We start from the raw sequence: 20861 nt of genomic DNA, 5'->3' as shown, positions 1-20861 counted from the left end.
AATCGAGCGCCAGCCCACTCATCGTTCATCGCTCATCACTCATCACTTCTCAAAGTATGAAACTATTCCTTTTCGGCATCGGCGGAACCGGTGCCCGCGTATTACGCTCGCTGACCATGATGTTGGCGGCCGGGGCCAAAACCCCCGCTGATCTGACCATTGTGCCTATTCTGCTCGATATGGATATGCAGAATGGCGACACCGAACGCAGCCTGCGGGTGGTCGACCTGTACCGCACTATCCGCCGGGGTGCGTACGAAGGACCTACCGGTTCGCAGGGTCAGAAAACCTTTTTTGCCACGCCTTTGCAGCCCCTCGGTACCTTGCAGGCCGAAAACGCGCAGGAGCGACTGGGTGATTCGGTGATGCCCAAGCTGACCGATCACGAGGGTACGTTCGAGGAATTTTTGCAGGTGAGCAGTATGGACGATACCGACCGCGAACTGCTCAAACTGCTGTACGATAACTCAGCCAAGCCCACCACAGCCGAGCTCAAACTGAACCTGTCGGTGGGTTTCAAAGGCAACCCCAACATCGGGAGCGTAGTGTTCAACGCGCTCGAAGACTCGGCCGTGTACAAATACTTCACGGGGGCCTTCAACGATGCCACCGACCGGATCTTTATCATCAGCTCCATCTTTGGTGGTACGGGTTCGTCGGGGTTTCCGCAGTTGGTGAAACTGTTGCAGCAACCGAATCAGAAGCTACCCATTCGGAACGCCCGCAAAGGGGCCGTGACCGTGATGCCCTATTTCGCGCTCGAAGACAATACCAATAGCTCGATTGATCAGAACCGGTTTCTGTCGAAAACCAAGGCGGCCCTGAGTTATTACCAGACGCAGGTCCACCTCGATGCCCTGTATTATATTGGCGATCAGGCCGGTGGTAAGTTGTACCCCAACGTAGAGGGCGGGGCGCAGCAGGTCAACAATGCCCACGTGGTAGAGATGCTCGCGGCTGCGGCTGTGCTCGATTTTGCCCGTCGGCCCGCCGATGAGTTCGGGGGCGGCAAGCAGCATTACGAGTTTGGGGTGAAGCGCAACGACCGCACCCTCGATTTGCCCCATTTTTACGACCGTACCTACAACGACCTCCTCGAACCGCTCATCCGGTTTGCGTACGCTACCAAATTTTACACCGATTTCCTGCCGGGTCATCTGACCGAGGCCTTTGCCCGCAACCTGAACCTGCGGCAGGACATCACCACCAACTCGTTTTACACAGCCCTACAAAACTTTATGGGCGTGCATTTCCGGGGTTGGCTGGCCGAAATGGCGCAGAATGACCGGGCCTTCGCGCCGTTCGACCTGAACGCCGATTTTAACTCGATGGTCCGCTCGAAGCAGATCGAAACCGGCTTCTTCAAGAAAGGCATCAGCGAGGGGTTCCTGCGCGACCAGGCTGGCGAGGTCGAAAATAAGTTGCAGAAGACCTTCCCCCAAAACGAAGCCCGTTTTATGCAGATGCTCATCGAGGTAGCCGACCGTTGCCGCGAAAAATTGGAAACAGTAAACCGACAATTAGCTGATAGTTAATGAATAATGTAAAATGTATAATGAAGAATGGCTTCGCAAGCGTGAGTCATGCATCCTAAGCCTCATTATACATTATTCATTAATCATTATACATTAACCAACTATGCCACATATCCTTCGCATTGATAAAGACCCGAATGTGGGTCAGCAGGACCATCAGGACTGGACCCAGAGCCGGGGTGGCCTGACGGGCAACCGCATTGAACACATTCCCGATACGCTCACGGGTGGTAGTGGCTCGGCCTCGAAAGCAGGCACGTCGATTCCGTCGCCGTTTGCCCGGCTGTACCTGTTCGATACGGCGTTTCGGATGGTCAAGAATGACCTAAACCCCCGCGAGCACTCGCTGTACCACGTGCTGGTGTCGCACTGCCTCGACCTGCTCGAACTGTTGTTTCAGGGTGGGCCACGCAACACCGACATCACGTATCGGGTCTGGAACAAAGGCGAACGGCTTGAAGCGCTTCGGCAGCGAGCCGGTGCGCCGGGATCGGGACAGCGACACGCGCACGCCATTCTGGCCAAGGCGCTCGAACTGGATTTGCAGGGCGACCTGGGTACGCTCCAGCAGATTACCATGATCTACTACAAGGGTGCGTTGCTCGGCGGCACATCGCCCCTGTCGCTCGTGTTTACCTCGCCCAACTGGGAGCAGGAGCGTCAGAACCGATTTATTGAGCCGCCCAAAAGCACCAACGGCCGTACCTTGTTTCGCAATGAATATGTACCCCTGGCCGACCGCGACATTGCCTTTGTGACTTATCTGGCCCGTATTTATCGGGAGCAGAATGGACTGCTCACGGGCGGCTTCCGGGAGTTTTTGTACCGGATATTCGACGATAACACCTCTCCCCTGCGTACCGAAGCCGACAAAACCCTGGGCAGCTTTGACCCGATCACGGTGGGGGGCGAAACCAATGCGACCCTACAGGTGGTACCGGGGCTGGTGCTCTACGGCGTTCGTGAAGCCGACGTGCTCGAAGATATTGAGCGCGAAAGCGATTTTGTGATGCAGCCCACGGTCGATTATTACGCGGCCGAAACCTACGCCAACGGAGCCCCGACCAAAGTACGCAAGCCACTGGCGTTGGCCTCGCGCATGGAGGTGGCCGGGAAGTACGTCAAAAATACCGACTGGAACCCGCGTACCGAGGTCTTACCCGTTCACCTGAACGACCTCAGCCGCGATGGCCTCCTGGCCGACCGCTACCTGCCCGGCGTGGACAATGTGCGGTACCCGTTTGTATCAACCGACGACTTCCTAGAGGATTTTCTGGTTCGGATGCCGTACAAGATCAACAACGAGCGTTTCCGGACAGGCCTGCGCGATGGGGCCGACTGCCACTTTCTGTTGCCCGTTCGGAAGGAGTATTTCAACTTCTTTACGCCTGAGGATCTCGACCGGTACCTGACTATTCAGATCGACGCCAACATGGTAACGGCCACGCTCGAAGTGCCCGTCAAGAACAACCGGCGGGTTACGTTCCGCAAAGCCTACGACCTGCGCGATCCCAATACGGTTATTGAGTTTCGGGCCGATCTGGCGTTTTTCCCGTTCTACCGGGTTACCCGCCCCGATTTGCAGGATCTGAACAATTACACGGTCATGCTGGCCGACGGCAGCGGGGTGGAATACGGTTTCCGGCCCACGGGCGTACACTTTTACCAGTTCCCGAACCTGATTCGGAAAGCGCCGGTACAGGTGAATACACCCGAAGCACGGAGCCTCAAATCGCCCCTGGCTCCGGCTTCGTACTACTACAAAGTACCGCAGGCCTTCGATCTGATGGAGGTGCAGCTCAATTACGGGGGTGATACCTACCGGGGGCTTATTCTGCCCTCGTTCCGGGTCATAAACCAGAGCTACCGGGCCTTTACGTTTGCCATCGACTTTGGCACGTCGAACACGCACGTAGCCTATCTGGAAAACGATGGCGTCGCCGGTAATGCCGAACCGCAACCCCTGACCGTAGCCGAAGATGCCGAACTTCAGGTGGTGCTGCTCAACAAGCCTTATAACGGCCCCGAAGCCCAGACAAGCTACCAGCGGTACGCGCTGAAGAGCGGGTTTGGTACGTTCGATGAGATGGAGCCGCTTATTCGGCGGGAGTTTGTACCGCCCGTAATTAGTGCCGACGGCCGGGCGGGTTCGCCGTTTGCGTTTCCGTTGCGGACCACGGTGTACGAGAAAAAAGGGATTCAGGACGGGGGCGATTACCTGTTCAGCAAGCTCAATCTGGGCTTCAATATCGACCTCGAACAATCGGCAAGTGGCGATGTAAACCGCTACGTGACCAACCTCAAATGGTTGTTTGAGAATCAGCCCAAAGATGCCCTCAACCGGCCGCGGGTACGGGCGTTTTTTGAGACGCTGCTCCTGCTGATCCGCAATAAGATTATTCTGAACGAGGGCGACATCACCAAAACCAAAGTCGTTTGGCTGGCTCCGTCGAGTATGCGTCGGGGTACCCGCAACGGGCTTGTTGAAGAGTGGCAGAAGGCCTTTGAGCAGGCGTTCAGGGGCAGCGGTCAGTTTGTGTACGAACCTATTTCGGAGTCGGTAGCACCGTATTTCTACCTCATGAAAAAAGGCGTGCTGCCCACGTCCGACGCCGTCAACATTGACATTGGGGGGGGAACGTCCGACATTATGTTGTTTGTGCAGCAGCAACGGCGGTATCTGAACACCTCGTTCCGGTTTGCCGCCAACGACATTTGGGGGGGCGGCCTCAACGAACAGGGGTATCCGTCGTACCGCAAAGACAACGGGTTTATCCAGAACTACCTGCTGTACAAACAGCGGAACCCTATGCCGTACCGGGCCGAAGACGGTACGCTGGAGTCGTTTTTGCAGAAAGACGAGATGACCGCCGAAGACGTGGTGAGTCTGTTGTTCAAACAGGATGCGCACTTCCGGTTTACGCAGTCGATGAAAGACTTCCGACCGGCCCTTCGGATGGTGCTCTACCTGCATTACGCGTCGATTATCTACCACCTGACGCAGTTGCTGGAGGCCAACGGCTTGCAGTTGCCGCGCTTCCTGACCTTTACAGGCCGGGGTTCGCAATACCTCAATCTGCTCGGCTCCACCGCCGACCTGACAGAGTTTACCCAACTGCTGTTTCAGGCGTACTCCAACCAGCCGGCACCGGGCGGTTTCCGGATTGTGTTTACCGACAAACCGAAGGAAACCACGGCCAATGGTGCTGTGCTGTACCAGCAACAACAAGACACCAACGTGGGGCAAAGCGTGCGGCCTGAGCCGGTTACGTACTGGGGCGAGGCCCGGAAAACCGACGAGGCACCGGTCGATTTTGTGTATAACATCACCAGCGCCGAGGAGGCCCGTTTGCGGACCGATTTCCACGAAGCCGTGATCGAAAACGTGCGGGTGTTTCTGGAAAAGACCCTCAAGAATCGCACAATCGCGTCGTTTCTGGCCGATTTCGATATTCAGCGGCCCGACCAGTATTACGATTTCCTGGTGGGCAACGACCCCGCATCGCGCCATAACGTGCTGTGGGATAGCTACCTGCTGGGCCGGTTGGCGATTGAGCGCGACCCCGACGCCCGTTTGTCGGAGACGTTCTTTTTCCTGCCGCTTAAACACGCGTTGTACGAGTTGTCGAAACATATTCAGCAGGGCTAACCACCGCGAACCCACATGAAAACCTTTCTAACTCTCTTTCTTTTCCCGCTGGCAACCCTCGCCCAGACGCTTACCGCCGATCAGGTGGGCGACCGGGCTTTCAAAATGGCCAAAGCAACGGTGGAGTTTCTGGCTACCGACTCCAAAACGTACGGCTACCCGGCCAAAAAATCGTGCCCCGATTGTGTGAGTTATCCGAGCCTGAAAACGTTTATTCGGGAGCAGAAACTCACCAAGGCCGATGAGCTTGTGAGTGAGGTGGAGCGGTGGGCGGCCAACCCGGCTACAGCCGCCAAGGACCCCACTGCGGCTCTTGCCGAGCTACGGACCGATCTGCTCAACCGCGTAACCAGTGGGACTGAGCGGCAACACCGGCGGAGCTTGCCGTCATTTTCTTCGTACGAAGCCCAGATGACCGAGCTGTCGGGCGGGCAGTCGGCACCGGCAACGCTGGCCATGAACGCCCCAACGCAGGGTGAAGCCCCGGTTGAGGGTGGTGTGACAGAAATTGACACGACGTATGCCGATGCCGATGACATTACCCCCGTGAGTGCCGCGCAACAGGCTGATAATGGCTGGCTTTCTAAAAGTGGTTTGGCGTTGATTCTGTCGTTGCTGGGGCTGGCGCTGGCCGGGTGGGTGTTTTTTATCCATCGCCGTTCGGGCGGGTCAGGAACGGCCCCCAAGCCACTCGACGCGGCTACCGATAGGCAACTGGCGCAACTAAGCGATGATCTGTTTCACCTGAAAGGCGAGCGCAATCGGGTGCAGGATGCCAACCGGCGGCTCGAAGAGCGAGTGGCTCAGCTGGAAAGTCAGCTTGCCGTGCTGCAAAAAGCGGTGGGGCTGCCAACGGGTATTCCGGTTGTGGCGGCTCCGGCCACTAAAGAGCCTATGCCCGCCCCGGCCGGCCGGTCGCAAGCGCAGCAGATGGCTCCGCCAAACCCGGTCCCGGCGCCGTCGCCCGCAGCCGATAACCGCCCGCAGAACCCGCCCTCGGCCCCTCCGCAGAACCGGCCCCGTTCAGCAACCCCGGCGCCGGCCCAGCCGCCCGTGCCGCCAACACCAGCCGCTCCGTCTCCGCAACCGGCTCCCGCTGTGGTGCCGCCCGCCCCTACACTCCTGTATGCGCGCACGGTGGATTTGGGCGATGGATTCAGCGCCGACTCACTCTCTGAGAAAACAAGTGAGCGACCCATGATTTACCAGTTGCAGATACAGGCCCCCGGTCAGGCTACTTTCCGCGTCGCCGACGACCCGTACGCGCAGCGGCTCGCCCTCAGCGACCCGTATTCGTATCTGAACGATGCCTGCGAATACACCTCGCAGCCCGCACCCAACAGCCGGATTCAGACAACTCAACCGGGACGACTCGTTTTGCAGGGGAATAAGTGGCTCATTCAGGAAAAGGCACAAATTGCGTTCAGCTGAGAGACAGGCGATTCAATGCTTTGAATTGCCTGTCGTGATGCGTATTTAGATCATAAAAAAGGTGCTGATGCAAAGCTTTATGCCGCGCCAGCACCTTTTTTACGATCTTCTGAATCAGTCGCTTAATTTAGATTATGCGCCGACAGGGCCATTTGGCGGCAAGCCTCAGCGCAACGGCGGCAGGCTTCGGCGCAGGCTCGGCAATGGTCTTCGTCGTGTTTACCACACTCAGCCGCGCAGGCCTCGCAAATGTGCGCGCACAGCTTGCACACGTCGGCCGCATGCGCACTGTTCGACGCCATAAACGAAACGGCCATCTGACAGATTTTGGCGCAGTCGCGGTCGAGCCGGATACACTCAACCATGTGGTGTACGTGTTCTTCGCCTAAGCAGGCATCAGCACATTGGTCGCAGGCAAGGGCACAAGCCTGGCAGGCATCGATACAATCCTGAAAGTGTTGAGCAATCATAGCGTATAAGGTTTGTTTACCGCCTTAACTCGGTAGACTATTGAATGTTGGTCGATTGCGATTCCCCGGTCGTTTTCCAAAAATTATGTACAGATTCGGGCCGGTTTGGCTACTGACCGATTGGGCAAAATGAGTCTAAACAGGTACACACAAGGTGCCTGATTTATGAAAAAATGGCCTCGGTTCAACGTTACGTCGCCCAATGATCTGTACAATTTTTCGACCAGATCGCGTGATATACGTTCGGTTAGGTTTCTGATTGTCATTGGTTTGCTGTTTGTTGGGGCGTTTGGATACGTCTATTTTCAGCCCGCCAACCGGGGCTACTCGTGGCTGTTTGTGCTATTGACGGTCTCGGTCGTGTTCAAACTGCTCCGGCTTCTGCACGAGTGGTACCATTACTGGAAGGTAGTGCCGCCCGTGAAGCCACCCGTAACCCGTACCTGGACCGTCGATGTGCTGACTACCTATTGTCCCGGCGAGCCGCACGAGATGGTCATCAACACCTTGCAGGCTATTCAGGGCATTACCTATCCGCATACTACCTACCTCTGCGACGAAGCCGACGATCCTTACCTGAAACAAGTGTGTGCCGAGATGGGTGTGCGGCACGTGACGCGCACCGATAAAACCGACGCTAAGGCAGGAAACATAAACAACGCCCTGCGCGAGGCTACCGGCGACATATGCCTCGTTATTGACCCGGACCATGTGCCGGTGCCCGATTTTCTCGATCAGGTATTGCCCTATTTTGAAGACCCCAACATCGGGTTTGTGCAATGCACGCAGGCGTATTACAACCGTAAAGAAAGCGTGGTGGCTTTTGGCGCTACCGAGCAGACCTACAGCTTTTATGGGCCCATGATGACCTGCATGGGGCAGTATGGCACGGCGCAGGCCATCGGAGCCAACTGCACATTTCGCCGGGCCGCCCTCGACTCCATCGGGGGGCATGCCAACGGCCTTTCCGAAGACATGCACACGGCCATGCGACTCCACGCCAACGGCTGGCAGTCGGTGTATGTGCCCCTGCCGCTCTCGTACGGTCTGGTGCCAGCCACGTTGTCGGCCTACTACAAACAGCAGCTGAAATGGTCGCGCGGTACGTTTGAACTGCTCGTGACAACTCTGCCGAGGGTGTTTGGCGGGCTCACGGGTCGGCAAAAAATCCATTACCTGACCTTGCCTTTGTATTACCTGCTCGGGGTGGTGCAGCTCATCGATCTGCTGATTCCGATCTGTTCGCTGGTGATGATGCGGTTACCCATCAAGCTCGATCTGGTTTTGTTTGCCATGGTGTACACGCCCTTGCTGCTGACGGGCTTTCTGATTCGGCAATTTGCCCAGCGGTGGCTCATCGAACGGCACGAAGCGGGCTTTCACCTGCTTGGTGGTATTCTGGCGGGCGGAACCTGGTGGGTGTATGTGCTTGGGTTTGTTTACACGCTGTTTCGGGTGCGGGTGCCCTACATCCCGACCCCCAAAGACGACCGCCCACGCAATAACCGGGTGCTGATTTTGCCCAACTTGCTCATGGTGCTGGCAACGCTGGGGGCTATTACGTACAGCATTTATCACTACGGCCGTTTTGCACTCAACAACACCTATTCGCAGCTCATGATCGGTTTCGGGCTGGTTAATGTATTGATGCTAAGTACAAATGTCCTGATCGGGCAGGAACTGTTCTGGGCCCGGTTGGGCAACCGCCTACAGGCCCTGTCGACCGGAAACATGGCGGTCTGGCGAATGCGCATTGCTGCCTGGAAAGTGCGTTATGGGCTGTACTACGGCTTGCGACTGTCGGCCATTCCGTTGGCAGGGGTGGTGCTGCTGCTCACACTTGGTATGACCATGTACAGCTACCGAACCGAGATTATCCGGCCAACGATTGATATCCGGTATGCCAATACCCAGCCGTTTTACGTGGGCATGAACGGCATCACCAAACGAACCTCGGTACAACTGGCCGATTCGGGGTCCCTCATCATACCGCAGTCGGTGCGGTGGTCGCTCGGGCCGGGGGGGCGTATCGGGCAGCCTGACTGGCCGGTTTTGGCGGGTCAGATACCCTTTTTATCCATTGAACCCGAGGCCCGGACCAAACCCTCGGAACAACAGATTGCCGGGTTTCTGAATGAAATTGTAACGCATCGGCACGATGCTGAGTTGCTCGAATTTCTGCGGGTTTCCAGGGCCTATGGTCGCCCGGTACTGGTTAGTTTTCTGCCTCAGTTCGATAACCCCCACCGGCCCTGGGGCTCGCGTCGGGATACCACGTTGATTTTGTATCGTATGGCGTGGCAACGGATCGTTCAGCTGGCCCGGCAACAGCGTGTGCAAAATCTGGCCTGGGTGTGGTGCCCGGTGCAGCCGTCGAGCATCAGTGCGCACTATCCGGGCTCCGACTTTGTGCACTGGATTGGCCTGAGTGTAATAAACGACCCCACCCGCGCCCCCGATGGCCGTAGCCATTCGTTTGCGGCCCTGTACCAACCCCTGCACACCACCATTCGGACCCATGCCGCCTACAGCATTCGACAAAAACCGATTCTGCTCACCCATCTGTATTCTGCCGAGGGGGGGGCTGCTGGTGGGCAGTGGCTCACCGAAGCGCAGAATCTGCTGCATGAGCGGTACCCACAGATTCGGGGGGTAATTTTTGAGTAAGCTTCAAACGCTCGTCTGCTACGAGCTGAAAAACGCCTGCCGACGTTACTTACTCAGCAGTAACCGCGCGCAGATTGGCGCTTTGGCGGATAGGCAAACTGCCCAACCGTTGACTTATGCGCACCGTACTGCTTTTCTTTCTGATTGGATGTTTGGGCTCCATGAGCCCCTCCGGGCTACAGGGCCAAACCCTGCCCGAACTGCCCCTTTGGGCCGGCGAAAAACCCGTTACGGCCGATTGGCTCGTGACCCCGGTAGCGGCCCCGGCACGGGTGTACCGCTCGGCCGACAGCCGCGAACTGTACCTGACCAACGGCCTCTTGCTCCGGCGGTTTCGGCTGACGCCTAATGCCGCTACTGTTTCGTTGAAGCACCTCGGCACAGGCGAGCAGTTTGTGCGTTCGGTACGGGCCGAAGCCCGTCTTACTCTCAACGGCCGTACGTACAACATCGGGGGCATGACAGGCCAACCGCTGCACGCGTACCTGCGCGAGGAGTGGCTCGATAAGCTGACCGCGTCGACGGCTGATTTTCAGCTGCAACGGGTAGAGGTGGGGAGCCTGAAACCCTATGTAAACTGGAAACCGAAGCTGTGGGCTACCAATCCTAACCCGCCCACTGGCCAAACGCTCTCGTTTACGTACATCCACCAGGCCACCGAGCTGAAAGGCGTCACCGTGACGGTGCATTACGGCCTGTACGACGGTCTGCCGTTGCTGGTAAAATGGCTGACGGTGCAGAACACGGGCACGGCTGAGGTGACGCTTGATGCCGTGACAAACGAGATTCTGGCCGTACCCGAAGAAGAATCGGCGGTGGTGGGGCGGCCCGATCAGATGCAGAAACCCGCCCGGTTGTACATCGAGAGCAACTACGCGTTCAACAATGCCATGAAGGCCAATCTGTCGGACCAGACAACCCACTGGAAAACCGATAGCCTGTACCGCTCGCAGGTCAATTACGACTATCAAACACCCTGTTTGCTCGAAGTCCATCCACCCATTGGGCCGGGCGTAACCCTGTCGGCCGGGGGGGCGTTTACCTCGATTCGGACGAACGAGTTGCTGCTCGACTCTTACGATCGGGAACGCAACGGGCTGGCCAAGCGCCGGATGTACCGGACCATTGCCCCCTGGACTACCCAAAACCCGATTTTCATGCACCTCATCAGCACCGATCCGGGTAAGGTGCGCGACATGGTGGATCAGTGCGCTGCTACGGGCTACGAAATGATTATCCTGAGCTTTGGCAGTGGCCTGAATATGGAAGATACCTCGGCGGCCAATATTCAAAAGTTCAAAGCCCTGGCCGATTATGCCCATAGCAAAGGAATTTTGCTGGGTGGCTACTCGCTGTTTAGCAGCCGTCGGATTAGCGATGCCGACGACGTGATTGACCCTAAAACGGGCCTGCCCGACAAAGGGGCGCAGTTTGGGGCGGCCCCCTGCCTTGGGAGTGTCTGGGGGCTCGCGTATCTGAAAAAGCTGAAGAAATTTATAAGTGAAACCGGCTTCGATATCCTCGAACACGACGGCCCGTACCCCGGCGATGTATGCGCATCCACTACGCATCCCGGCCACAAAGGGCTGGCTGATAGCCAATGGGCGCAGATGGAGATGCAGAAAGGATTCTACCGGTGGCTCAATGAGCGCGGGGTGTACATCAATGCGCCCGACTGGTATTTTCTGGACGGTACTCACAAAATAGCGATGGGCTACCGCGAGGTGAATTTCTCGCTGCCCCGCGCTGAGCAGATTGTGCACGGGCGGCAGCATATTTTCGACGGAACCTGGGAGAAAACCCCTTCAATGGGCTGGATGTTTGTGCCCCTGACCGAGTATCAGGGCGGGGGGAGTGCCGCTACTATTGAGCCCCTGTCGGAGCACCTGCCCGACTACAAAGCCCTGATGTTGCAGAATTACGGTTCGGGGGCGCAGGCCTGTTACCGGGGCCCCCGCCTGTACGATACCGACGCAACCAAAGCTGTGGTGAGCGAGGTGGTGCAGTGGTATAAAATGTACCGAACGGTTCTGAACGCCGACCTGATTCACCTCCGCCGACCCGACGGCCGTGATTGGGATGGGATGTTGCACGTCGACCCGACGGGTAAGCAAAAGGGCCTGGCTATTTTGTTTAATCCACTCAAAGAACCCATTACCCGCACTATTCAGCTGCCTTTGTATTACACCGGCCTGATGGGAAAAGCCCGGATTCGGGTGGGCGAGGGGAAGCCCCGTTTGTATTCACTCAACGGGCAGCACGAAGCTACCGTTACGCTCGAAATGGCCCCCGAAAGCATGACATGGCTACTGATCGACTGAGGCCGGTTTGCCGGTGATCTCGAACGAAAAATTACCCGTAGCTACGTGGTTATGGGTGTCGTACACGTTGACGAAAAGCCGGTAAGCGCCCGGTTGCGTAGGGAGCCGAAACGAAACCGCCGATTGGTTGGACGTCACGAACAGCCCTTCCAGGGCCGGGCGTGGCGTGCCAATGTAGTCGGCTGTGCGGAGGGCGCGGGGCTTTATTTCCCACAAATACGTTAGGCTGTCGCCCTCGGCATCGGTAGCCATCACCTGCCCCCGGTGCAGGCCGTCTCCGGTCTTTCGTGACCCGGTCAGGAAAGACCGGATAGCGAAAGATTGGTGGGTAGTGGGTTGGCCATCAATCAGCAATCCCCGAATCGACGGGGCCTGGTTAGCTGGTGATCGGCCGCTCCAAAGCTCCTGCATAAGCCCCACGAGGGGTGTTTCCCGACCTTTGTCATCAAACACACTAAACCACGTGTGCGACTCCTCCTGTTTGGTGCCCCAGTAAAAGAGGTAGGCCCCCAGGCAGTTGGCCGGTCTTGAACCGATGTATGCGGGGTAGAACCGACGCACGAAGTCGGCTTTCTGGTCGCTGCTGGGTTCAATCGGGGCCGACCAGGGCGTAGTCGTGGTTTCCCAATACGCCTGAGCGCCGTATTCCGAAATGATGTAAGGCCCTTTCCAGCCGCCTTCGCTGAAAAACTCGCTCAGCTGACTCGTGAGCGCGTACGCATTGACCGACAAGACATCGACCGCCGGGCACCGCTGCGCCACCAGCCAGATAGCCCGTTTGCTGTCGGGCGAGATAGCCGTGCTCACGGGATGGTCGGGGTCGAGGTCGTGCACCAGTTTGGCCAGCCGGTTCACCTCGTCGTAAACCTTGAAATTGTCGGCGTTCTGCGCCCACTCGTTACCCACACACCAGAGCAGGAGAGCCGGGTGATTGCGGTATTTGAGTACGGTTTTGCGGATGCGTTCATACTGCCGGTCCACAGCCGCCTGATCATCGTAATCGAAGCCTTCGATTTCGCGCTCAACCCACAGGCCAAACATGACCGTAAGCCCCAGCCGGTGCGCTTCGTCGAGCAGTTGGCCCGCGTCGATGTCGTCCCAGATTCGGATGGAGTTACCGCCCGCGGCTTTGAGCCGGTCGTAGTACATAATACCGCCGGCTCCTTCGATAAAATACGGTTTGCCGTACCGCAGCAACTGGTAGGTTTTTCCGTCGTACCCGATTGAGGTAGGCTTGTTAGACTGGCCTGAGGTAGGTTGGCCCGATTGGCTACTGGTACAGCCGGGAAGTAGCCAGCTACTCAGCAGCGTCAGCAGCAACAGGGTAGCAAAACGCATGAGTCAATGAGAATAGCGATCCTGATTAATTGACCCTCGGCACCGGTCATCGTCACTTTTTGGGAGTAAAGTTGTAAGCATTCCGCATAATTGTGTAAAAATAGGCTGGCTGGGTAGGTTGGAGGTTTCCGGGTGGGCGTGTCAAACGTGAGTAAACAATGCCGGGGCTTCGCTACTTTTGTAGCCAGAAGAACATGGCAACATTACAGGAGCGTATTAAGGAAGAAATTGTTCTCCGGCGAGGACAGGTAAAAGAGCGCCATTGGCGGCAAACCGGCTTGCCCGAAGAAGCGGCCCGTGAGGGTATTTCGGCCGAAGATTTTCGGCGACTGGTCAACGAAGTGAGTCGGCAAATCAACTTCGAAAAGCTAGCTGATCTACGCCGTCGGCTCGAAGATGCGCTGTCGGCCCCACCGCAGTACCAATTACATCAGACTCAGACCGACGATTTTGTGGCCGAGGCCGAACGGATGGGCCTGAGTAATTCTTTTGTGCGCGACCGCTGGATTCCGCAACTGATTGCCGACCTCAAACAAACAGCCCCGGTTGCACCGGAGGCCGTAACCCCGCCCCCGGCGGCACCACCTGTTCCCGAAACGCCGGCATCCCCACCGACCGCTCCGCCCATTCAAGCGCCTGACCTTGGCCCGGCGCCCCGACCGACCGCGGCCCGACCGATCGCGGCCCGTCCCGATGATGCGGCTGCCGTGCGCGCACGGGTCAAAACAATTCTGGATGAGTACGAGGGACATATTACGGCCCGGGAGCTGCGGTTGTTGTTTCGGGCCATGCCGACCGACGAAAACGTGCTGTCGGAAGAGGTGTTGGCGTACTTGTCGGCCAACTTTTACGCGTCGGTGAGCGAGCCCGTCGGTAACAACCTCACCGAAAAGATACTCTCGACCGATTGGCGGCACCTGAGCTGGTGGGACAAAGAACCCGAGCCCGCTCCAGCCCCCGTTGTTGAGCCTGTTCGGGCGTATGTACCCCCGACACCACCCCCTCAGCGCCCCGCGCCAACGCCCCCCCCGGCACCGCCCCAGAGTTCGCTCTCGTCTAATGCGGGTGTTTGGGGCGCCGTGTTTGCCGTATCTGTACTGCTTATTTTGTACCTGCTGATTAAGCCAAATGCGAAAAACAAAAATACCGAAACCGACGAAGACCGCCCGGACCGTTCGGAACAGGTTGAAGAGACGCCTGCCCCAAAACGCAAGCGCGAAAAAGCAAAACGAACTTCCGAACCGGTAACCTCCAGCGAAAGCGAGGCTACCGACGAGCCCGCGCGTGAACCCAGGACGGTCCCTGAACCTACCTCGACCGAGAAGCCGGTGGTTGAAGAGAGCAAACCTGACAAAAAGTACGATCAGGTGCTGGCAACGACGGGCGACTTTGGTGAGCGCCCGGCTCGTTTGGGCCGTAAGTGGGGCCTTTGGCGCGACAATGACTGGATGATTTTTCCGATCTACGACGATATCACCGTTTTCCGCGACGGTCGGGCTACCGTTGTGCGCAACGGCCGCACCTACGACATCGACGAGAAAGGTAATCCGGTTGAGTAAGCCCGGTTGGGCGCGTGTCAGGGCGTGCGTACCGTAAGGTTGCGGAAGGCGAGCCAGTTGCCTTTGGCAAATACCCCCACGCCGTTCCCCCGCACCACCCGGTTCAGAAACGGGCTACCGGGTAGCTCTTTGTCATTGACAAATACATGCAGCCGGTTGCCCCGTCGCCATACCGTGATTCGGTTACGCCCTTTCTGTATCGGAAACCGAACACTGGCGAGCCGGTCGGTGGTCGAGGCCGCGTCGGGTTTACCATCGACAATCTGTTGCACAGTTACCCGGTTTTTACCGTCGAGCCACACCCGGCTGTAATTGAGTGAGTCGGCCACGCCGAATAGCAGACCACCGTTGGGGTACGTATCGGCGCGGGGCAACAGGTCGAGTTGCACCATAAATGTATCAATGCGGGGCAAATCGAACCGGTTGGCGAGCTGAATCCAGGCGCGGGCCATTTGGCTGCTGTCGGCCCCCCTGCGTTCCAACTGGTAGCCTACCGGGCCGGGCGTGTAGGTAAAGCCCCCGCGCAGGCCAACGGGCCACCGGTTGGGGTTGGCTTCAGTAAAGGTTTCGCGAAATACGAGCCCCTCGGGGGCTTTCCAGGGGAGCATCGGGCTGGTTTCTACTGCTACCCAGGCACTACTGGCTGATTCAACGGTTTTCGACTGGGCGAGGGCCAGGCCCGGCAGCCAAACGAGCAGAATGAATAAAAGTCGGATCACGGGTGGTATTTGATTTAGTAGCTACGTTCACGTATGCTCCTCAAAACCGGGCGCGTACCTGGGCTATTAGTACCCCGTTTTGCCAACCCGGTGCCCACGATACAGTCGAGGCTTTTCGGACCGCACGTTGGTCGCGCAGGCCGCGTATAAGCGTGAGCGTCACGTCGGTAGCCCAGATTAGGGCAGCCACTCGCGTGGCCAGGTAATATCGTTGGTGATACGTGTTGGCGGTTTGGTAGAAGGGTTCGCCTTCGGTCGGGTTTTTCTGGCGGGTGTACTCGTCGTACCACGCCCGTGCGAGTCGGCGCTGATTGAGCCCGTACAGCAGGGCACCGTAAAAGCTGGCGGTCACCAGCGGCCGGGCTCCCACCCGAACTTTGGGCTTGCCGGTTTCGCCCCGGTGTACAAACATATTGCCCACACCGGGCAGCACAGCCGACAGGGCCGCCCAGCCGGGGCCAATGGGCCAGCGGCTTTTATCGTTCAGAAGTGGATATAGGGCAATGGCTTCGGGGGCTTCCTGCACAATAGGGCCCGGCAGCGCGAGGGGGCGGGCCAGTACGCGCACCTGTACGTCGGATTTGATGCGGTGGCCCTCGTCGTAGAGGTACCACACGATACGGCGGTTGGGTCCTACGGGCACATCGCGGCCGTAATCGCCGTAGAGGTAGGCTGCCGTGGGTTTGAGTTGCCCACCAAAACGGGCCTCCACTTCGATCCAGACCGAATCGGCGGGTTCGAGGAGGTTATACCAGATTTCGAGTCGGGTAGGGTCGGGCATGCGGAGCCGAACATCGCTCACGAGCTGCGCCATACAAAAACCCGGAAATAACCATAGAAAGAGTAAAACGTGTTTCATCCGCAACAACCATAGAAACCATACCTGTTTGCTACCCGTTGCCTGCTACTGAATGGTGATGGTTCGGCTCGTCCGAAAAACGTCGTTACAGCTGTTGGCAATAACGATGGAAACGGTGTACGTGCCGGGTTTTGCGTAGCGGTGGTACACCGGATTGCCCACGCGCGTACGCCCATCGCCCAAATCCCAACCCACGGAGCCAATGTCGCCCCGCGGGTTGGTCAATGAGAATTCAACTTCCAAAAGATCTTGTTTGAAGCGAATGCCTGCTTCGGGTGCCTGACACTTCGGAAAGTCGAACCGCCGTAAATCGTACGGTTCACAGGCCGCAAAAAGGCACAATATGAAGCATAGAGGGCCAATTCGTTTGATCATCATTCATATGGGTAGAGTCTGCAAACATACACCAGAGCCACCCACAGGCGGCCCTAACTGTCGTGCAGTCAGATAATAAGACGAGTTGCCGGGGGGGAAGTATCGCATAAGCCGTCTTTTTTTGTAGTTTAGATGATTCATGGATACCAAACGGTAGACCGGTGTGTGCCACACAGCCGCCATACAGCCAGGTATCAAACAGCCAACAGCATTCGTTGTGAACACGCCCTCATCAACATTGCCAACTCAAACCGCCCTTGCCACGCAGCCCGCTACGTTCGACGTTCGTCAGACGGTCGATCAGCTCAATTTGATTGGACTGACCGTCGACAAAGACGGTACGCTTAGCTACGCCAATCCGTACACCTATCGCGTAACGGCATGGCAACCCGACGACATCATCGGTCGTAATTTTTTTGATGTGTTTGTGCCACCCGCCGACCGCGCCAAACTCGAAGGAGAATTCGAGGAGGCCCTCCGGCGCGGGGGCTTCGTAGAACAGCGAGAAATCGACCTGCTGGCCCGTAGTGGGGCCGTCAGGAACGTACTCTTAAACTCGTTTATCGTCAATCACAGGGCCGGTGAACTGGCTTCGTTTACCATTATTGGCGAAGACATCACCACAAAAAAACGCGTCGCGTCGGCACTGTCGTTTTCAAACGCGCAGCTACAGGATCTGGTCGATAACACCTCCGATCTGATTCAGCTCGTCACGCTCGACGGCAAGTTCATGTTTGTGAACCGCGCCTGGCGTGAGGTGCTCGGATTCGGCTCCGACGAGGTGGCCTCCCTAACCCTTCGCGATGTCCTGCATCCCGATTACGCCGATGTGACGATGCAACGGCTTGGGCGGATACAGGACGGGGAGAAACTGCCTTACTTCGAAACGGTTTTCCGCAGCAAGGCCGGCAAAACCATCTTTGTGTCGGGCAGCGTCAACTGTCGCTACGACAACGGCCGGCCGACGGCCTTCCGTTGTATCCTGCACGATACAACGAGCAAAATTCGGGCCGAAAAAGCCCAGAAGCTGTACTACAGCATTGCCAACTGGACGATCAATACCCGAGACCTCGACGACCTGTACGGCAAAATTCACGAGGAACTGGGTAACATTATCGACGCCCGTAACTTCTTTATTGCCCTCTACGATGGCTCGAAGCGTTACCTCTACTTCCCGTATTACGTGGATGAGTACTTCGGCGGACACCTTCGGTTTACCAAGCGCCGACTGGGCAACGGCCTCACCGAGTACGCTATCCGGGCCAATAAAGCCTTGTTTCTGTACGAGAAGGATATTCGGCAAATGGCTGACCAACACCAGCTTGACCTCTACGGGCAGCTTCAGCCGAAGGTGATGCTTACGGCTCCGCTGCGCGTGGGTGAGCAGGTGACGGGTATTATCGGCGTAAAATCGTACACCGATGAGCGTACCTACGGCCCCCGCGATCTGGAGTTGCTGGAGTTTATTTCGGGGCAGGTGGCCTTGGCTATTGCCCGCAAACAGGACGAAGCTGCTCTGAACAAACAGACGGCCCGGCTCAACGCAATTGTTGAAAGTAGTACGTACCTGATCTGGTCGGTCAACAAAAGTTTGCAGCTGACCTCCTTCAACAAGAATTATACCAGCCTCATCGAACGTAACGTGGGCGAGCGCCCGACCATGCTGGGCAGTGCGCCCAATTTGGGCTGGCGGATGATCGGGACCGAAAACCGCCGGGTTCTGGAAGAGAAGTACCGGCAGGCGTTTCGGGGGGTGCCCCAAACGTTTGAAATGCGGATTGGCGGTGAGGGAACCGGCACGGCCGAAACCTGGCTCGACTTCCAGCTCAACCCGATTCTGTTGTCGGGTGGGGTGATTGAGGAGGTATCAGGCATTGCGCGCGACATTACCAACCGCAAGCGGGCCGAAATTGCGACCCAGCAGAGCGAAGAGAAGTTCCGGGGTATTTTTGAAAACCTCCAGGACATTTACTGCCGCGTGGACCGCAACGGGCATATTACCATGATCAGCCCGTCGGTGTACAAGCGTATGGGCTACACGCCCGAAGAAGTGCTCGGGCAGGACGTAACCCAGTACTTTGTCGACAAGAGCATTATTCACAAGGCTATGTTGCGGCTGGTGCGCAACCGGAGCCTCCGCAATTTTGAGGTGACCCTCCGGCGGAAAGACGGCACCGAGCGGCAGTTTATGTTCAACATGCTCCTGCTGAAAGACGATGCCGGGCATCATTCGGTGGTGGCTGTACTGGCCCGCGATATTACCGAACTGAAACGGCAGGCCGCCGAACTGGTGAAGGCTAAAGAAGAGGCCGAACGCTCGCTCAAGGTGAAAGAGCGTTTTCTGGCCAATATGAGCCACGAAATCCGGACGCCCATGAACGGCGTAATCGGGATGATTGACCTGCTCAACGATACGCCCCTCGACGTGGAACAGCGCGACTACGTGCGGACCATCAAGCGGTCGAGCGAAACGTTGCTGAATATTCTGAACGATATTCTGGACCTCTCGAAGATTGAAGCCGGTAAAATGGTGCTGCACGAAGCGCCCATTGCCCTGCGGGAGGTGTTCGACAAACTAATTGCCTTGTTTGGGCAGCAGGCGGCCTCGAAAAATAACCAGCTCACTTACCGCCTGGCCGACGACCTGCCGACGTTCGTGATTGCCGATCAGACGCGCCTGTTGCAGATTCTGTCGAACCTGACCTCCAACGCTATCAAGTTTACCGAAAACGGCGAAGTGACCGTAACGGCTTCGCTGGTGGGCAAAAAAGGGAAGTTCAACCGGATTCGGGTAGATGTGCGCGACTCGGGTATCGGGATTTCGCCCGAGAATATCAAGTTGCTGTTCAACTCCTTCAGTCAGGTCGACGAGTCGTCACGCAAGTCGTTTGGCGGCACGGGTCTGGGGCTAGCTATTTCTAAGGAGTTGGCCCTGCTGATGAAAGGCGAGGTAGGCGTGGAGTCGATGGTAGGGAAGGGGAGTACGTTCTGGTTTGTGATCGAACTGAAAGAAACGGCCATCAGCCCCACCCAGCAGGCAAGCGAAAATACGGAGGTTACCCTCATCGATTTCTTCAAAACTACGCACCCGCAGGTGTTGCTCGTAGACGACAATACTACCAACCGGAAAGTAGCGAGCGAGATTCTGCGGAAGGCGGGGTGCTTGGTGACTACGGCCGCAAGCGGACCCGAAGCGATTGAAATTGTAAAGGGAAGACGAGCGCAACCGGGCGAAGCGTCGTCGGATACCGCTTCGCTGCCGTTACCGCCTTTTGATGTCATTTTTATGGACATCCAGATGCCCGATATGGACGGCGTAGAAACGACTCGCCACCTGCACGAGCTATTCGGCAACGACCTGCCGCCCATTGTAGCCATGACGGCCTACTCCATGCGCGAAGACCGGGAGCGGTTCCTTAGCCAGGGGCTCGATGACTACATTGCCAAGCCGATTCGGGCGCAGAGCCTGATTGCGAAGGTGAAAGAGCTGGTAGATGCCGCCAGTACCAAGCGTGAGGCCCAGCAGCTACAGCTCCGGCAACAGCAGATTGCCCAGCAAACGGCCCAGATACAGGCCCCGCTGCCGCCCGTGATTGATGAGGAGATTGTGTCGCAGTTGCGCGATCTGGGTGGTCAGGAACTGGTGGATGAGATTATGGGTGAGTTTGTGACCGAGGCTACCGAGTTGGTCAACGGGGCCAACGATGCCTTTGCGCTCGGCGACATTCCGACGGTGAAGAGTCACCTGCACACGCTCAAAGGCAGTGCGGGCACTATTGGCGTGTCGCGGGTGGCTCACATTGCCCGCGAGGCCGAGGGTAAGCTCAAATTAAGCGATACCAGCCACCTGGCCGAAGAGCTTCAGGCGCTGACCAGAGCCTTTGAGGAGTTTTTGCTGACGCGTAAGGGGTGAAACATAATGCACAATGTGTAATGTA

Annotated in this window: 12 protein-coding genes; 7 read left to right on the top strand and 5 right to left on the bottom strand. The window is 57.3% G+C overall.

Features of this window, described 5'->3' with window-relative positions:
* Window positions 1-56: 56 nt before the first annotated feature.
* The 3 genes from RUDLU_RS0108950 to RUDLU_RS0108940 all read left to right on the top strand — a co-directional run bounded on the left by RUDLU_RS0108950 (window position 57) and on the right by RUDLU_RS0108940 (window position 6615).
* Window positions 57-1535: a tubulin-like doman-containing protein gene (locus RUDLU_RS0108950; protein WP_019988034.1), complete on the top strand. Its 1479-nt coding sequence runs from the start codon at window positions 57-59 to the stop codon at window positions 1533-1535.
* A 103-nt stretch (window positions 1536-1638) separates the two neighbouring features.
* Window positions 1639-5184 carry a hypothetical protein gene (locus RUDLU_RS0108945; RefSeq protein ID WP_019988033.1) on the top strand — a complete coding sequence of 1182 codons (3546 nt, stop codon included), beginning with the start codon at window positions 1639-1641 and terminating at the stop codon, window positions 5182-5184.
* Between the two features lie 15 nt (window positions 5185-5199).
* Window positions 5200-6615, top strand: coding sequence for a hypothetical protein (locus RUDLU_RS0108940; protein WP_019988032.1), 1416 nt, complete (start codon window positions 5200-5202; stop codon window positions 6613-6615).
* A gap of 122 nt (window positions 6616-6737) precedes the next feature.
* Here the strand turns inward: RUDLU_RS0108940 and RUDLU_RS27180 are convergent, their stop codons facing one another.
* A complete protein-coding gene (locus RUDLU_RS27180) occupies window positions 6738-7085 on the bottom strand; it encodes a four-helix bundle copper-binding protein (RefSeq protein WP_044129390.1) in 348 nt (115 codons plus the stop codon).
* A gap of 165 nt (window positions 7086-7250) precedes the next feature.
* On the opposite strand from RUDLU_RS27180, the gene RUDLU_RS0108930 reads away from it, so the two are divergent.
* Together RUDLU_RS0108930 and RUDLU_RS0108925 are read left to right on the top strand one after the other, a co-directional pair.
* On the top strand, window positions 7251-9752 hold the full coding sequence (locus RUDLU_RS0108930) for a glycosyltransferase (protein WP_019988030.1): 2502 nt from the start codon (window positions 7251-7253) through the stop codon (window positions 9750-9752).
* Between the two features lie 116 nt (window positions 9753-9868).
* Window positions 9869-12073, top strand: coding sequence for a beta/alpha barrel domain-containing protein (locus tag RUDLU_RS0108925; protein WP_019988029.1), 2205 nt, complete (start codon window positions 9869-9871; stop codon window positions 12071-12073).
* Here the strand turns inward: RUDLU_RS0108925 and RUDLU_RS27175 are convergent.
* Window positions 12059-13411, bottom strand: a complete 1353-nt coding sequence (locus tag RUDLU_RS27175) for a glycoside hydrolase family 2 TIM barrel-domain containing protein (protein ID WP_019988028.1) — start codon at window positions 13409-13411, stop codon at window positions 12059-12061. The genes RUDLU_RS0108925 and RUDLU_RS27175 overlap by 15 nt on opposite strands.
* 194 nt (window positions 13412-13605) lie before the next feature.
* Between RUDLU_RS27175 and RUDLU_RS0108915 the strand changes: the two genes are divergently transcribed.
* Entirely contained in the window at window positions 13606-14970 is a 1365-nt protein-coding gene (locus tag RUDLU_RS0108915; RefSeq protein WP_157580135.1) for a hypothetical protein, read from the top strand.
* Between the two features lie 17 nt (window positions 14971-14987).
* On the opposite strand, the gene RUDLU_RS0108910 is transcribed toward RUDLU_RS0108915, so the two are convergent.
* From RUDLU_RS0108910 to RUDLU_RS30280, 3 genes are all read right to left on the bottom strand, one after another.
* Window positions 14988-15689 (bottom strand): hypothetical protein, encoded by a 702-nt coding sequence (locus RUDLU_RS0108910; protein WP_019988026.1) that lies wholly within the window; start codon window positions 15687-15689, stop codon window positions 14988-14990.
* Between the two features lie 40 nt (window positions 15690-15729).
* On the bottom strand, window positions 15730-16503 hold the full coding sequence (locus RUDLU_RS28695; protein ID WP_157580133.1) for a hypothetical protein: 774 nt from the start codon (window positions 16501-16503) through the stop codon (window positions 15730-15732).
* 90 nt (window positions 16504-16593) lie between these two features.
* Window positions 16594-16791: a PKD domain-containing protein gene (locus RUDLU_RS30280; RefSeq protein WP_245581646.1), complete on the bottom strand. Its 198-nt coding sequence runs from the start codon at window positions 16789-16791 to the stop codon at window positions 16594-16596.
* A 370-nt stretch (window positions 16792-17161) separates the two neighbouring features.
* On the opposite strand from RUDLU_RS30280, the gene RUDLU_RS0108895 reads away from it, so the two are divergent.
* The gene (locus RUDLU_RS0108895; RefSeq protein WP_044130123.1) at window positions 17162-20836 is read left to right on the top strand and encodes a PAS domain S-box protein; all 3675 of its coding nucleotides are present in this window, start codon (window positions 17162-17164) and stop codon (window positions 20834-20836) included.
* Window positions 20837-20861: the final 25 nt, after the last annotated feature.

The organism is Rudanella lutea DSM 19387 (assembly GCF_000383955.1).
In the GTDB taxonomy this organism is placed as follows: domain Bacteria; phylum Bacteroidota; class Bacteroidia; order Cytophagales; family Spirosomataceae; genus Rudanella; species Rudanella lutea.
The sequence above is the reverse complement of the archived record's forward strand: the minus strand, read 5'-3'. Positions and strand labels throughout refer to the sequence as shown.